The sequence below is a fragment of the Rhodoplanes tepidamans genome, assembly GCF_030813915.1.
GTDB classification, from domain to species: Bacteria; Pseudomonadota; Alphaproteobacteria; order Rhizobiales; family Xanthobacteraceae; genus Rhodoplanes; species Rhodoplanes tepidamans.
The window spans coordinates 79,397-94,543 of sequence record NZ_JAUSUJ010000016.1 but is presented as its reverse complement, the minus strand read 5'-3'; the positions used below and the strand labels follow the sequence as shown (position 1 = coordinate 94,543).

The 15,147-nt window shown below is 65.7% G+C and carries 12 protein-coding genes; 6 read left to right on the top strand and 6 right to left on the bottom strand.

Features of this window, described 5'->3' with window-relative positions:
* Positions 1-37 precede the first annotated feature (37 nt).
* Complete coding sequence (locus tag J2S22_RS19195) at positions 38-457, bottom strand: Rap1a/Tai family immunity protein (protein ID WP_272775278.1); 420 nt, start codon at positions 455-457, stop codon at positions 38-40.
* 59 nt (positions 458-516) lie between these two features.
* A complete protein-coding gene (locus J2S22_RS19190) occupies positions 517-954 on the bottom strand; it encodes a PEGA domain-containing protein (RefSeq protein WP_272775277.1) in 438 nt (145 codons plus the stop codon).
* 318 nt (positions 955-1,272) lie between these two features.
* Between J2S22_RS19190 and J2S22_RS19185 the strand changes: the two genes are divergently transcribed.
* A complete protein-coding gene (locus tag J2S22_RS19185) occupies positions 1,273-5,568 on the top strand; it encodes a hypothetical protein (protein WP_272775276.1) in 4,296 nt (1,431 codons plus the stop codon).
* Positions 5,569-5,993: 425 nt separating this feature from the next.
* On the opposite strand, the gene J2S22_RS19175 is transcribed toward J2S22_RS19185, so the two are convergent.
* The 3 genes from J2S22_RS19175 to J2S22_RS19165 form a co-directional block, all read right to left on the bottom strand.
* Complete coding sequence (locus tag J2S22_RS19175) at positions 5,994-6,551, bottom strand: HNH endonuclease (protein ID WP_272775275.1); 558 nt, start codon at positions 6,549-6,551, stop codon at positions 5,994-5,996.
* A gap of 201 nt (positions 6,552-6,752) precedes the next feature.
* A complete protein-coding gene (locus tag J2S22_RS19170) occupies positions 6,753-7,436 on the bottom strand; it encodes an alpha/beta hydrolase (RefSeq protein ID WP_272775274.1) in 684 nt (227 codons plus the stop codon).
* An 11-nt stretch (positions 7,437-7,447) separates the two neighbouring features.
* Complete coding sequence (locus J2S22_RS19165; protein ID WP_272775273.1) at positions 7,448-8,143, bottom strand: DNA-3-methyladenine glycosylase family protein; 696 nt, start codon at positions 8,141-8,143, stop codon at positions 7,448-7,450.
* Positions 8,144-8,233: 90 nt separating this feature from the next.
* Between J2S22_RS19165 and J2S22_RS19160 the strand changes: the two genes are divergently transcribed.
* The 3 genes from J2S22_RS19160 to J2S22_RS19150 all read left to right on the top strand — a co-directional run bounded on the left by J2S22_RS19160 (position 8,234) and on the right by J2S22_RS19150 (position 11,444).
* The gene (locus J2S22_RS19160) at positions 8,234-8,848 is read left to right on the top strand and encodes a UdgX family uracil-DNA binding protein (protein WP_272775272.1); all 615 of its coding nucleotides are present in this window, start codon (positions 8,234-8,236) and stop codon (positions 8,846-8,848) included.
* A gap of 260 nt (positions 8,849-9,108) precedes the next feature.
* Positions 9,109-10,269: an LPS export ABC transporter permease LptF gene (lptF, locus tag J2S22_RS19155; RefSeq protein ID WP_272775271.1), complete on the top strand. Its 1,161-nt coding sequence runs from the start codon at positions 9,109-9,111 to the stop codon at positions 10,267-10,269.
* Positions 10,260-11,444, top strand: coding sequence for a glycosyltransferase family 4 protein (locus tag J2S22_RS19150; RefSeq protein ID WP_272775270.1), 1,185 nt, complete (start codon positions 10,260-10,262; stop codon positions 11,442-11,444). The genes lptF and J2S22_RS19150 overlap by 10 nt, the downstream gene beginning before the upstream one ends.
* Positions 11,445-11,466: 22 nt before the next feature.
* Here the strand turns inward: J2S22_RS19150 and J2S22_RS19145 are convergent, their stop codons facing one another.
* Positions 11,467-12,516, bottom strand: a complete 1,050-nt coding sequence (locus tag J2S22_RS19145) for a glycosyltransferase (RefSeq protein ID WP_272775269.1) — start codon at positions 12,514-12,516, stop codon at positions 11,467-11,469.
* A gap of 172 nt (positions 12,517-12,688) precedes the next feature.
* On the opposite strand from J2S22_RS19145, the gene J2S22_RS19140 reads away from it, so the two are divergent.
* Both J2S22_RS19140 and J2S22_RS19135 read left to right on the top strand, forming a co-directional pair.
* Positions 12,689-13,537 (top strand): hypothetical protein, encoded by an 849-nt coding sequence (locus J2S22_RS19140; protein ID WP_272775268.1) that lies wholly within the window; start codon positions 12,689-12,691, stop codon positions 13,535-13,537.
* A gap of 14 nt (positions 13,538-13,551) precedes the next feature.
* Positions 13,552-14,667, top strand: coding sequence for a glycosyltransferase (locus J2S22_RS19135; RefSeq protein WP_272775267.1), 1,116 nt, complete (start codon positions 13,552-13,554; stop codon positions 14,665-14,667).
* The last annotated feature ends 480 nt before the right edge of the window (positions 14,668-15,147 follow it).

The following is a 15,147-nucleotide window of genomic DNA, read 5'->3' as shown; positions in this document are numbered from 1 at the left end:
GGAGGCGGAGACGCGCCGGCAATCCCGGGCCGGTCGTCTATCGACCGGGCGGCCGGCCGGTCGAGCGGCACGGAAACGCCTTCTGGAGCGACGTCAGCACGGCGACCGCCGCGTTCGACCGCGGATCGCTGCGATGGGTCCGGGCATGGGCCAGGAACACCCGGATCAGCTCGCCCAGCGTCGTGTCCTCGGGCGGGCAGGCGCCGAACAGGCGCTCGCCCTGCTCGTCGGCGAGCACCACGATCGACTGCATGGCCTGCATGTAGCCGAGGCACAGGATCGAGTCGGCCGAGCTGCGGGAGTCCCTCCGGCGCGACGTCTCGGCCCCGAGCGCGACGCCCCGGCAGGACGCTTCGAGGCTGCGGCCGTCGTCGATCAGTCCCGGGTGCGCGGACGCGGCCTCCGGCCGGAGCAGAACGAGCGCGAGGACGAGAAGGGCGGTCCGGGTGGTTCGCATGTGCAGGCTCCCTGCCTCGCGTCGCGCGTCCCGATGCGGCGATCGGCCCGGGGGGTCGGCTATCCGCGCCCCGCACGCCCGTCGGCGCGGGGAGACCGCGAGCCCCGTCCGGCCGCCGGACGCACGGGCTCGAGCCCCACCGCGAGCGTCGCCGGCTCGACCCGGAGGCCCGGCCCGGTCCCCGGCAAGGAGAATCCGCTGTCCGGCGCCGACACGCGCACCGGCACGGTCTGCGTCACGTGCCCCTCCCGCGAGACCTCGACCGAGAACTCGCCGGGCTTGTCGAAGGTCAGCGCGCAGGGAGTCCGGCAGCTGCTGGTCGGCGACAGCCTCGCCTCCGCACCCGGCGGATCGCTGGTCACCGCCAGCGTCGCCGCCTTGGGGGCGAAGACCGAACCGAGACCCGGCAGATCCGACGTCCCCGAGGACGAGCTGCAGCCGGCCAGGCCGGACAGTGCGAGAGAACCGAACACCACGACGGAAAGCACACGACTCATCGTTTCACCTGGGTCGCGATGCTGCGCCCCTGCCGGCTCGGCAACTGCTCTGCCTCGCGCCCCGGAGGGGCGGCGCGGACCGGAAAGACCGTGTCGCGTGCACACCAACCTGCTGTTACGGGACGCGAACGCAAGACTGCATCAGCGAACTCGCTTGCGCGATCTGATCATCTGCGGGGAATAGAACCCTTCACGCCATGCCCTTTCACACCTGCGCTCCGCTACATCAGTACATATATTTACCGATGTACACACAACCCGAGAACGAGAAGAATAGAGAAGAGCCGTTTGTCTCACGAAACAGATTGGCAGCATACGATGCTCCAGAATTCAAGTCCAATCGGGTTAATTCCGCGTCCAGAGCTTTATAGACCAGTTGAGCAATGGATAGAAAACGGAACGCGACCCGCCATACTCTTGTATCGAGCCGACGGAGGCTACGGAAAGACGACGCTAAATCGCCAGTTGATCAAAGTTGTCTGCCCGAAATATCCAGACTTATTTTACTCTTGCTTCGACCTGCAGGCATTCAGAACGCCCGAAGAGTTTCTTTGGCGCCTGCGAGATCAATTCACATTTCGAAGCGCGGCTGCCCAGCTTCGGAAATTAAATTTCGCGTTCGACAGGTTTGACTTTTGCATTGATTTAATATGGCGAAAGATCGACCCACTCACCACGCGCGTCGACAAAGCCATACAACGACGCGTCGCGAAAATGGTTGAGGAAGGAATTGACACTCTCGGATCAGACGGGGCCCTTGATACAGCACGCGAATATATCGGAGATGATTTTTCCGAACGAGTTGCCGATTACAAGTGGGTAAAGCGCTTTGCCCGACCCGCCTTTGATTCCGTGCGGCGCACCACCACACTGTTAAGATACCCCGATCTGAAGGCCTTAGAGGCGGAGACCGTTGACGATCTGAGGGAGCACCTAATTACCTTCTTTTGGCAAGATATAGAACTTGAGTTGAGATTGAGGCCAAGCGCCAAGGTTGCATTCTTTATCGATAATTACCATTCATTGCAGGCATCTGAAGATGGTCGGTTCAACGTTGCTCATTCGGATATCATTGAGCAAGTGTTTCAGCGACCATGCATGTCCCTGTTGGTAATGTTTTCTCGTGTCCGCCCTCTTTGGTGGAGAGACTACGAATTATCTTCGCAAAGGCGCTCCGACGACCGATTCGTCGGCGAGATCAAAGAAGTTTCTATCCGCGAATTCTCGGACACTGAGACCCAACAATATTTGACCCAATTCCCTGATCTAACGCCAGAAGTACGTCGACTAATCGCCAAAGATTCGTCCATACCATATTTGATTACGCAGAGAACGAGTCTTGCCCGTATCCGCGTCTTAGAAAAAATGCCCGTACGTTCTGGGGACCTCGCCGGAGCGCGTGATGAGTTAAACGAGCGGCTTCTTGATTGTTGGACCAATGACGAGCAGGCGTGCCTCGGAGTGCTAAATAGAATTGGCGAGTTCAACAGCGAGGACTTTCGTTCTATCGTTGAAGGGCTGCGAGTAAACGTTTCATTGTCGTCCTATAGGCGTGTGTTCAATGCATCTTCAATTGTAGAAAGTCCGGATCAACCAGGAATGTGTAGAATGCATGCCTTCTTTTCGGAATCTGTCGAAAAGCGCATGCAGTGGCTTGAGGACAAGCATGACTGGCTCAAGAAAGAGGCCGGCTGGTTAGTGTACACAAGACTTTCTGAAAGAGTGCCCAACGACCCAATCGACCTGGCTGGCGCCGATCTTTTGATAGGAGCCATAGATCATCTTTTACATTCGACATTGGACGATCGACGTTGGGACATAGTCGAAGTCTCTATACGCAGAATAACAAGAGCATTAGACATTGCCGAGACAAGTGGCGATCCTAGCGCAGCAAGGGTATCATTTAAGTTTGTACATGCCCTTTTTACAATCCTCAAAAATGCCGGTAATCGAAGGAACGTCAAAAAGTCAGCCTCTGCATGGTTCACCCGAGCGATCGACCAATTGTCAAGACTTGCCGTTCGTCGGCGACAGCACCTTAATAATGATTCTATAGAGCGAGTCGCCAAAATCGCCGAAAACTGGTGCTTGATGCTGGATCAAGCTGTACGCGAGGTCCTCGTTGAGGACAGTTCTAGAATAGAAATTGACGCACTTTGGCGGGAAAAGATTCGACTGAATGTGGAGGCGCTCCGAGGCGAAAAGCTTAGAAAATCGTCCTTGCATATTGCCAGGCGCGTAGCGACTCTGTTTGAACGCCTAACCTCCCTCCCTGAGGACGCAATTTCTTTGGGAGTGTTTGCAGCGAACACCCTAAGTCGTCGCGCAAAAAACGATAAAGTGACTGCAATAGAGCAAAGACTCCAACTCTATCAAAGCGCGACTGCGCTTTACAAGCGAATTTGTGATCATTCCTCTGAGGCAAGTTCGATTCTTGGCCGGGCAGTCGTGGCGCTTAACCCGCCGGATGGAGCCATAATACCCCGCCCGTTACTTGATAGGCTCTTAATCGATCTAGAGCTTTTGGAGAAGCGCTTTGGATCGACAGACCAGATCCTTGCTCTGAAAGTACGTGCTATCGTTCGGCTTGCCTATCACGACCGCGATGATGACAAATGTAGTGCCGGACTTGCACGACTTGAAACTGCCGAGCACTTCTTACATGAGGCGGTGCGTGGGCGAGAGGGCGTTGAGAAATTTTGGCCTGCACGACTGCTATTGCGGGTATTTCGTAAGCGGGCCGTGTTAGGTGGGAACCCCTTTAACATAGACTCCGACGGCTCGATTTTTCAGGTGACCGTCGACTACATGGCGCTAGTAGGGACGAACGCGATAGTTGCAATCCTTGGATCTTGGGGTAAGAATCGGGCTGGGGAGGCAGATGCAATTTCTGACCACTCCATGGAACATTTTTGTTTCGTCACCTCAACGCTCCTGGGTGCACTAGCAAAGAATCCCGAGTTATCCACGGCGAGAGAAACCGCTTTTTGGGTTGAAAAGCGCGTCTTTATGGAACTCGATAAATACAAGGATGCGCGGGGTCGACTTAACGCGTCTACACATATCTTCAAGCGAGCCTTCAATTTGAACAATAGTGGAGGATCGGAGTTTTGGAAAAGTTTTGCCCCACCAACGGAGGTGCGAGAGCTTATTGCCCGACTGACGGTAGAGGATTCTTGGAATCGAATGATGTTAGGAGAAGATGTTGGCCATCAAGAAATTGCGGACGTATATGAAAAATGGATAAATATCGCGCGCACTGGAGATCGATTGAAGCTTAAACGCATTCTGATGGAAGTACTCGATCGAGTTCAGGCGCTGGATAAACGTGAGATTAAGCTGCAATTTGCGCTATGGTCGTTAGCTCACGGTGTAAGCAGACGATATTTGTCTGATGACTTGACTGTGTACAAGACAATCGTTGAATGGGGACTTGATGTTTTGGGGGACTACATCCCCGAGTCACGCGCCTCTGAATTGAGGAGTGAACTGAGAGACATCAAGCGCGGCTTGCGCAGCGATATCACTGTTGGCAGCCTTACGATTTCTGCTCGGCATTGGTATTCTGAAGAGGATCGCGACCACAAAAATGCAAGCAGACGATTGTTGTTTGAGGCTGTTGCTCAGGGAGACAAGCGGCTGTCGACCGACGATACGGCGCGCCGGAATGCAAGGAGGCTCTTTGCCATATCTGTATGGAACGAAGTTTGGGCAGGTCAGTTCGCTCAAGCAAGAGGGGCGCCCCGGTTACAAGCGCCCCGCATAAATGAAGCCGACCTTCAACAGTTTATGGGTGGACTGAACAGCAACATTGAGGCCGATCTTTTATTATTGCTGTCGCGAATTCCGCTTCGCGAGCTTTTGCCTGGAATGAGGTGCGTAGGGATATTCAAGGGGGTTAACTGTCCGGGAAGAGACGCCGAACTCCTCTTCGATGTTGATGGAAAGGAGGTTCGAGTCAGGTCCAGTCTAGTAAGCGTGCCTTTGCATCACAGTCTCTGGGCCGGCTCAAAGATCGCCGAGAGCGCCGCTGCGCCACTTGGCGATGATTTATTTATGCGCAATGTTGTTGGCATGAATGGCAGGCCGGTTTACTTGAATATTTTGAAAGACAAAGATGGAGTAACTCAAGGCACGTGCAGAGGGGAACGGTACGTCACGGATTTGTTCGAACTCGTGTTCCCTGGTGGAGTAGTCCGCCGAAAATCGAATGGCATTCTTGAATCGCAAATGTGGATGGGCGCCTCGAATTCTTGGGCGGTAGTTCAGATGTGGCCAATGCAGATGACTTCTTTTCTCGCTGGCGGCGGATGGACAACAGGTTGGATTGCTAGTATGGCGGGGCTTCGCCGCATAACAATAACTCAAGGCTATAGTACTGCCGGGCCATATCGGTTCTGGAGAGAACTGCGAGAATTTGTGAACAATTCTTGGTCCGGGCTGGACATAGAAGGAAAGGTCGGCAATATAATTATTGTTAGAACATCTGAGCGGGACTTGGCAGATTTGCGAAAAAAGAGAACTTTTGAGTCGATGTTCAGTAAGGTGTTTGAAGGTTATCGAGTCTGTGTTATGCCGAAGCAAGTTGAAAGCATAAATACTGTCCTCTCCTGACGGGTATTGTCGAGTTCCTAACAGGCTGTTGAAAATCCCTCCTCGTCATTCCGGCAGCCGCGAAGCGTCTGTCCGGAATCCATAACCCCGGTCGGAATTGTTGCGGCAAGACCGGGAACATGGGTTCCGGGCTCCGGCCTTCGGCCGGCCCCGGAACGACCGAAGTCCGAATTTCAACATCCTGCTAGACCAAGCAGTCGTTGGTATTGAGGATTTCGCGAAGCTCGATGCGTCGATGCCGACCGTCCGCCCCGGCTTCGGAAGCAGCGGTGTGACCCGCGACCACTCTTCGTCCGTCAGGTCCGTCGGATTACGCTGCGTTTTCTTCTCGATTTCCGCCATCCGGCCGCGATTAGCTCCTGCCGACATGGACAGCTTGAATCACGGTCGCGATCACTCCGCCGCTTCAATTTCCAAACGGGCTCTCACGGATCCAGCTCGGTGTCCCAGTAGAGGTAGTCGAGCCAGGAGTCGTGCAGGTAGTTGGGCGGGAACAGCCGGCCGTTGCGGTGCAGGTGGTTGACGCTCGGCTGGTACGGCAACTGACCCGGCTTCATGCCGGCCTCGTGGGGGGTCTTGTTGCCCTTGCGCAGGTTGCAGGCCGCGCAGGCGGTGACGACGTTGTCCCAGGTGGTCTGGCCGCCGCGCGAGCGCGGGATCACGTGGTCGAAGGTCAGGTCGTCGTGGCTGCCGCAGTACTGGCAGGAGAATCGGTCGCGCAGGAAGACGTTGAACCGGGTGAAGGCCGGGTTCGTCGTCGGCTTCACGAAGGTCTTCAGCGAGACGACGCTGGGGAGGCGCAGCTCCAGGGTGGGGCTGTGCACGGCCTTGTCGTAATGAGCGACGATGTTCACCCGGTCGAGGAACACCGCCTTGATCGCGTCCTGCCACGACCACAGGGACAGCGGATAGTAACTCAGCGGACGGAAGTCCGCGTTCAGTACCAGGACCGGCCATCCGCTCGGTGACGTGTGAGCGTTCAACGCCCCTCCATCTCGTTGTCGGAGCGCCGCAGCGCGGGACCGCTGCAGCGCAGCAAACCAGCACCCGTATCTTATAGGCAGCCGTGACAGCCTTGTGAAGACTGGCGGAAGTGCACGGAAAATTCGTGATCGCGAATGGTCGGCGGACACCGCCGTGGCGGCTCGATGCGGCCGAATCGGTGCGGTTTCGGACGGCCGGCCTCACCGGCCGGCGAAGCGGCGCGCCAGGAAGTCGCCGCCGAGCCGCAGGCCGTCCTCGTCGATGCCGTGGCCGATCCCGTAGGAGATGTGCCACTCGGCGGGAATCTCCAGCGCGGCGAGGCCGTTCGCGGCCATCAGCAGCGCCTGCACCGGGATGAGGTCGTCCTCGGACCCGTGCACCAGCAGCACGGGCGGGCGGGCCCGGACCTCCGGCGCCACCGCCGCGGCCGCCTCGGCGCCGCCGTCGTCCGGCAGCACGAGGATGCCCGAATAGCCGACAATCGCGGCCGGCCCCACGGCCCGCCGCAGCCCGACATGCAGGGCCATCATGGTGCCCTGGCTGAAGCCGACCAGCGCCAGCGCCGAGTCCGGCAACTGGTGCCGGGCGAGCTCCTGGTCGAGGAAGGCGTCGAGCCCCGGGGCGGCGGCCTTCACGCCGCGCCAGCGCTCGCCCGGCTCCCGGAAGGTGAGCGGGAACCACTCGCGGCCGACCGGTGCCTGGCCGCAGGGGCGCGGCGCGTGCGGCGACACGAAGGCGGCGTCCGGCAGCGCCGCCTGCCACATCCGGCCGATGTCGATCAGGTCGTTGCCGTCCGCCCCGTAGCCGTGCAGGAACACGACGAGCTGGCGCGCCGGCTTGCGGGACCGCGGCTCCAGGCGGGGGCCGTCGAGCGCTGGTGCCACGGGCAGTCTCCTCAATCCGCCGGAACGGGCGGGGCCGGCAGCACGGGATCGCGCTGCTTGACGGTGCGATAATAGGTCCACAGCAGGAAGGCCGCCACTCCGCGCCACGGCCGCCACGGCTCGGCCAGCGCGACCATCTGCCGGGCGGTCGGCCGGGCGTCGAGCGCGAAGGCGAGCCGCAGTGCCTCCTGCAGCGCCAGGTCGCCGGCCGGCCAAGCGTCGGCGTGCCCCAGGCAGAACAGCAGGTAGCTGTCGGCCGTCCACGGGCCGATGCCGTGCACGGCGACGAGCGCGACATGCGCCTCGTCGGCCGTCATGGTCGCGACGGCGTCGAGGTCGAGCACGCCGTCCCGCAGCGCCCGGGCGATCTCCTTCATGGCCTTGATCTTCGGCGTCGACAGCCCGATTCGCGCGAGCCGGTCCGGCCGCGCCTTCAGCACCGCCTCGGGCTCGAACGGGTCGATCGCCGCGAACAGCCGCGCCCCGATGGCGGCGGCGCTCGCGGTGGAGAGCTGCTGGCCCAGCACGGTCGCGGCGAGGCCGGCGAAGCCGCCGGGCCGGCGCCGCAGCGGCGGGCGGCCGCCGGCCGCCAGCACGGCGGCGAGCCGTGGATCGGCGGCGAGCAGGTGGGCGAGGCCGGCATCGATGTCGGCCTCGGTGTCGATGCGCAGCAGGGCGGGATCGGGCGGCGAAGGCGGGTCCGACACGGGCATGGACGACAGATAAGGCGTGGCGCCCGCGCCTCAAACCCGTTTTCGCGCCGGGAACCGGGACTCGCGGCCGGCGATTGATCCGGCATGGGCTCCGATCCGACGATCACCACCCTCGCCGCGCTGCGCGACGCGGAGGCCGCCTGCACGCGCTGCCCGCTGTATGCGAACGCGACCCATGTGGTGCCGGGCGAGGGGCCGGCGCGGGCCCGGCTGATGCTGGTCGGCGAGCAGCCGGGCGACCAGGAGGATCTCGCCGGCCGTCCGTTCGTCGGGCCGGCCGGCAAGGTGCTGGACCGCGCCATCCTGGACGCTGGCATCGACCGCCGGACCGTGTTCGTCACCAACGCGGTCAAGCACTTCAAGTGGGAGCCGCGCGGCAAGCGCCGGCTGCACAAGAAGCCCAACGCCCACGAGATCGAGCGCTGCCGCTGGTGGAACGACATCGAGCGCGCCCTGGTGCGGCCGCAACTCGTGGTCGCGCTCGGGGCGACGGCGGCCGCGAGCCTGCTCGGCCGCAGCGTCACCATCGGCCGGGTCCGGGGCGAGCGCCTGACCGGCCGCGACGGCGAGCCCGTGGTGGTGACGGTCCATCCGTCGTACCTCCTGCGCCTGCGCGACAAGGCCGACAAGGAACGCGAATACGCCCGCTTCGTCGCCGACCTGAAGGCCTGCGCGACGCTGGTCCGGACGGCGGCGTAGACGGGCAGCCCGGACGGGATCCCGTGTCCCGGACGCGGTGCGGCGCGCAGCGCCGGACGCGAGCCGGGACCCGGGGGAAGTCCGACGCGCCGAAGCCGGGCCCAGGTTCTGCGGCGCGTCGAGCCTTCGGCCTGTCGCGCCTTGTCCGGGGCACGCACGATGGACGGATGCCCCCCGCGTGCCAAGCGCCACGACATCGCCTATAAGATCGGCCAGAGGGAACGACCGGCCGAGGCGCGCCGGGCCCGCGACGAGACCCGATGGATTCGCTCGACCGATACGTCTTCAAGACCGGCTTCAACATGTTTCTGCTGGTCCTGTTCAGCCTGACCGCGGTGATCTGGGTGACCCAGATCCTGCGCCAGATCGACCTGATCACGGGCCAGGGCCAGACGGTGCTGACCTTCATCGGCATCACCAGCCTGATCGTGCCGACCCTGATGCTGATCCTGGCGCCGATCGCGATGCTGATCGCGGTCGTCTACACGCTCACCAAGCTCAACGGCGATTCCGAGCTGGTGGTGATGAGCGCCGCCGGCGTGTCGCCCGGGCGGCTGTTCCGGCCTTTCGTCATGCTGGCCCTGGTGGTCTCCGCGCTGGTGGCGGTGATCGCCGTGTGGCTGTCGCCGTTCCTGCAGCGCGAGATGAACGATCGGCTCAGCAAGGTGCGGGCCGACGTGGTCGCCAACATCGTGCGGCCCGGCACCTTCACGTCGATCGAGCGCGGCCTCACCTTCCATATCCGCGAGAAGAAGAGCGACAGCCAGTTCGGCGGCATCCTGATCGACGACTTCCGCGATCCGAAGGAGCGCGCCACCATCCTGGCCGACCAGGGCAACATCGTGCAGACCAGCCGCGGCACCTATCTGGTGATGACCGACGGCTGGGTGCAGCGCCGCCGCATGGCCGACCGCGATCCGACCATGGTGAAGTTCGAGCGCTACGCCTTCGACCTGTCGCCCTACACGGTGGCGACGCGGGTGTCGTTCGGGCTGCGCGAGCGCTACCTGTGGGAGCTCCTGTTCCCCGATCCCGACGACAAGCTCCTCAAGACCTCGCCGAACCAGTTCCGGGTCGAGCTGCACGACCGCCTCGTCGCACCGATCTATCCGTTCGCCTTCGTGGTGATCGCCTACATGCTGCTGTGCACGCCGCGCTCGACCCGCCAGGGCCGCATGATGTCGACCGCGGTGGTGGTCGCCGGCGTGTTCGGCCTGCGCATCCTCGGCTTCGCCTGCATGGCGATCGGGCAGAGCTCCCCGATCGCGCTCTACCTCCTCTATCCGGTGCTGCTCGGGGCGATCGGGCTCGGCCTGTTCGCCATCTACACCGGGCGCGGCCTCGATCGCGAGATCAGCCTCGATCTCGGAGCGCTGCGCGACCGGCTGCTCGCCAAGCTGCCGCGTCCGGCATGGCGGTGAGCGCCGATACGGTCGTCGCCGCGGCCGATGCCGGCGGCGCCCGGATCGCCTTCGCCATCGTCAGGCTGTTTCCGGGCGGCGGCCTGCAGCGCGACTGCCTGAGCCTCGCCCGCCTGGTGCGCGATCGTGGCGCCACGGTCGAGATCCTCGCGACCGAGCGGGCCGCGGGCGACTTCGCCGACGATCTCGCGGTGCGCCTGCTGCCGGCGCCGGGGCGCACCAATCACGGCGTCCAGGCGGCCTTCGCCGACCGAGTCGCCGCGGTGGCGGGCGGCTTCGACGCCGTGGTCGGCTTCAACAAGATGCCGGGCCTCGACCTCCTCTACTGCGCCGACCCGTCGATCGCGGCCCGCATCGCGCGGAGCCCCTGGCTCGCTCTCCTGCCGCGCTACCGCGCGTTCCGCGCCCTGGAGGCGGGCGCCTTCGCGCCCGGCCGGCGAACCCGCCTCGTGCTGCTCGCACGGCCGCAGGCGGAGGCCTACCGGGCCGCCTGGGGCACCGAGCCGGCGCGCATCTCGGTGCTGCCGCCGACCGTGGCGGCGGCGCGCCGCCGGCCGGAGCTGCGCCGCGACGGCACCCGCGAGCGCCTGCGGGCCTCCCTCGGCCTCGGCACCGAGACGGCGTGGCTGACCATCGGCGTGCAGCCGTCGACCAAGGGGCTCGATCGCACCGTCGCGGCGCTGGCGGGTCGGCCCGAGGCGCGGCTGCTGGTCGCCGGGCTCGCGGCGACCGACAGGGCGGCGCGCGACGTGATCGGCCTCGCCCGCCGGCACGGCGTCGCCGAGCGGATCCTCTGGCTCGGCCATCGCGAGGACGTGCCGGCCGTGATGGCGGCGGCGGATCTCCTGGTGCATCCGGCCCGGCTCGACACCACCGGCACCGTGATCCTGGAGGCCGTGGTCAACGGCCTGCCGGTGATCGCCTCCGGGGTCTGCGGCTATGCCGAGCATGTCACGGCGGCCGGCGCCGGGCTCGTCCTGCCGGAGCCGTTCGCCGCCGACGCCTTCGCGGCCGCTCTGGCGACCGCGGCCGACCCGGCCCGCCGGGCCGTCTGGTCCGACGGCGGCGGCGCCTACGGCGTCCGGCCGGAGCTCTACACCGGGCGCGAGGTGGCGGCGGACCTGATCCTGCGCACCGCCGCCGCGCGGGCCGCCGCGCCGGCGGACGCCGCCTGAGGGGCCGCCGCCGGATTCGGCATCAGCCGGTCCGGCCGGCCAGCGCCCGCCAGGCGAGCGCCGCGGCGCGGGCCGGATGCAGGCGCGCGGCGAGCCACAGCAGCCGGGCCTTGCCGATGCCGCCGGCGATCGCCGGGCGGGTCAGCAGGGCGGCGAGCGCCTTCTGGGCGAGCTTGCGCTCGCGATGCGTCAGCGGCGGCGACGGGCGCAGCAGCGGCGCGAGGTCGAGCGGGCCGCTCGGCGGCGGCACCTGCGGGTCGGCCAGCACCAGCACCCGGTAGAGCCGCGCGTCGTCGGCGAAGAAGGTCGCCTCGCAGCCGGGGGCGCAGAAGTCGGGCGGTTCCGTCAGGGCGGCGGCCGGGTCGGCCCCGCCGGCCCGCCGGGCGGCAGCGGCGCACTGCGCCAGCCGCACCGAGAAGCACTGGCGCACCTCCTTGCGGCTGGTCACGTTGCCGCCGTGCCAGCGATAGCGGATCAGCGGCTCGGGGAGGTTCGCGACCTCCGCGACCTCGGCGATGCGCAGCCACAGGTCGTAGTCCTCGGCCGCCTCGAAGGCGGCCCGGTAGCCGCCGAGCCGGCGGACCAGATCGGTGCGCAGAATCAGCGAGGAATGGATGAACGGGTTGGTTCGCTGCAGCAGCGCGGCGAGCCGCTGCGGGTCGGTCTCGGGCGTCAGCCGGCCGATCGGGCGGCCGGCCGCGTCGATCGTCTCGGCCCAGGAGCCGAGCAGGCCGAGGCCGGGCCGCGCCTCCATCACGGCGAGCTGGCGGGCGAGCCGGTCCGGCATCGCCACGTCGTCGGCGTCGAGCCGGGCCAGGCAGTCGCCGCGTGCCGCCGCGACGGCCATCTCGAGCGCCGCCACCAGGCCGCGGCCGCCGGTCGACAGCACCCGCACCCGCGAGTCGCGCCGCGCCGCCTCGGCCAGGATCGCCGGGGTGTCGTCGGTCGACCCGTCGTCCACGGCGATCAGCTCGAGATCGCCGCGCGTCTGCCCGAGCACGCTGTCCAGCGCCTCGCGCAGAAAGGGTCCGCCGTCGCGGACCGGCATCGCCACCGAAACTCTCACCGTCATGCCGGGTTACTATAAACGCCCCATGCGGCGGCGACGACCCTGCCCGGCGGGCAGCCGCGCATCGTGCGATGCAGCCGAGGCTGGCGCAATCGGGCCCGATTCCGTATGAGGAAGCATGCCGCGGGCGATGTTCGATTATTCCTGGCGTGAGTGGGCCCGGTTGCGGCCCCTCATGCATTCCCTCAAGACGGCGCGCTATCGCGCCGTGGACACCGGCTATCGCCGCAGGCCGGCGGCCGCCGGCGACCTCGCCGCGATCGCCCGCGCCATCGCCGGCCGCAACGTGCTGGTGACGATCGCCTTCGCCGACGTCAACGCGGCGCGCTGGCAGATCGCGCTGGTCCGCCATTACGTCCCCGGCGTCGTCCATGTCGTCGTCGACAACTCGCCGAACGACGAGACGGCGGCGCGGATCCGCCACGTCGCCGAGGCCGAGGGGGCCTTCTACCTGCAGCTTCCGCGCAATCCGTGGACCGGCAAGGCGCCGAGCCGCTCGCACGGCCTCGCCCTCAACTGGACCTGGCACAACCTGATCCGGCCGGCGGCGCCGGCGGCCTTCGGCTTCATCGACGACGACCTGTTCCCGACCGCGGCCGACGATCCGTTCGCGCCGCTCGCCACCCAGGACTGCTACGGTCAGGTCCGCCGGATCGGCAGCCGCTGGTTCCTGTGGGCGGGCTTCTGCATGTTCCGCTTCGACAAGGTCGCCGACCTGCCGCTCGACTTCGGGCAGGACTGGTTTCTCGGTCTCGACACCGGCGGCGGCAACTGGGAGCCGCTCTACAGCCGCATCGACCTCGCCGCCATCGCCGAGGCGGAGACCCGCTTCGTCCCGTTCCGCCCCGACCTCGCCGTGGAGGAGGGGCCGCTGCAGTGGGTCGGCACCTGGCTGCACGAGGTCGGGCTGATGGGCCGGCCGGAGCTCGCCGAGGAGAAGCGCAACACGGTCGAGAGCCTCATCGCGCCGCATCTCGCGGCCGCCATGCGGCCCTTCGTCGAGAAGGAGCCGGCGTCGTCCTGACGCCGCGCCGGCGCATGTCCGAACAGGTCCAGGCGAGCCCGGCGGCGCCCCGCGCGAGCGCCCCGCGCATCCTCGAGATCGGTCCGACCGGCTACATGCACGCGGCGTTTCCGGAGACGACCGAGTTCCACTCGACCTGGCCGGACGAGACGAGCGCGGATCCGGCGCGCGGGCGCCATCTCGTCACGCTCGGCACGCTGCGCGAGCTCGCGGCACGGCTGGCCGACCCGGGCTTCGACCTCGTCGTCGTCCACGCTCCGGCCTGCGCGCCGTGGACGCCGCGCGCGCTCGGCCGGACGATCTTCCGCCGCAGCGTGCTGCACGGCTCGCTGCCGCTGGCCCGCAGCGTCGCGCCGCAGCTGCTGCGCGGCCGCGTCGCCGCGCCCGTCGCGGTGCTCGATTTCGACGATCCGGCCGTCGTCGACCGCGGCAATGCCTTCCTGCTCGACCGCGCCGTGGCCTACTTCAAGCGCGAGCTGCCGGCCGACCACTGGCAGGCCTTCACCGGGACGCTGCACTGGCGGGTGCCGACCGCCCGCTTCCGGCGCATCGCGCGGAATCGCCGCCGCATGGAAACGCTGCGGCCCTTGTCGCTCGGCGTGCCGCTCGAGGTGTTCGCACGGCCGCTGCCGGGGCCCGTGCCGGAGGCGGAGAAGACCGCCGACGTGTTCTTCGCCGGCCGTGTGAAGGATTCCTCCACGGTGCGCGAGACCGGTCTCGACGAGCTCCTGGCGTTGCGCGCCGAGGGAGTCGTCGTCGACATCCCGGACGCGCCGCTGCCGCTCGACGCCTATCTGGCGCGGCTCGCCCGCGCCCGGCTGGTGTGGACGCCGGAGGGCTACGGCTGGCAGTGCTTCCGCCTGTACGAATCGGCGCTGTGCGGCTCGGTGCCGCTCGCCAACCGGCCGTCGATCGAGCGCCATGCGCCGCTGCTCGATGGCGAGCACGCGCTCTACTACGACGTCGAGCCCGGCGGCCTCGCCCGCGCGGTGCGGGCCGCGCTCGCCGACCGGCCGCGGCTCGCCCGCATCGCCGAGGCCGGTCGCGCCCAGGTGCTGGCCCACCACACGCCGCCGGCGATCGCCCGGCACGTCGTCGACACCGCGCTGCGGCTCGCAGCCGCTCGCTGATTCGCCGCCGCCCGGCCATGCGCCGCTCCGACCGGCCGGGGACCGCTCCCGCGCCCACGGGGGGAGGGTGTCGGCCTGCGCCACTCTGACGCGTGCACGCGACCCGATGTGGCTGGCGGACGTACCAGCAAGGCGTGAGATCGATCAGGCTAATCGCAATATAGGATAAATTGTACTAATCGCGGGGCGGAGCCCTTCCGAAATCGTAGTGCGGGATTTCCCCCGCCGAATTCGGTTTGCCGCGCGGAGTGCTGGTCTGGCGCTTGCGATCCCGATCGCCCCGGCTGTATTGTCCGAACCAGAGGGGAGTCTGAGAACGACTTGGGAGTTGTTCGGCGAATTGGGGCCGATTCGTCGAGATTTGCACATCCGTTGACCGCTCGGAATCGTGTTTCGTCGGGTGCGAACGGAACGGGTGCACGGGCATTTTTCCCGCAGAGCGTTTCGGGCGATGTGGGACCGGCCAGCGGACGCGTCGCG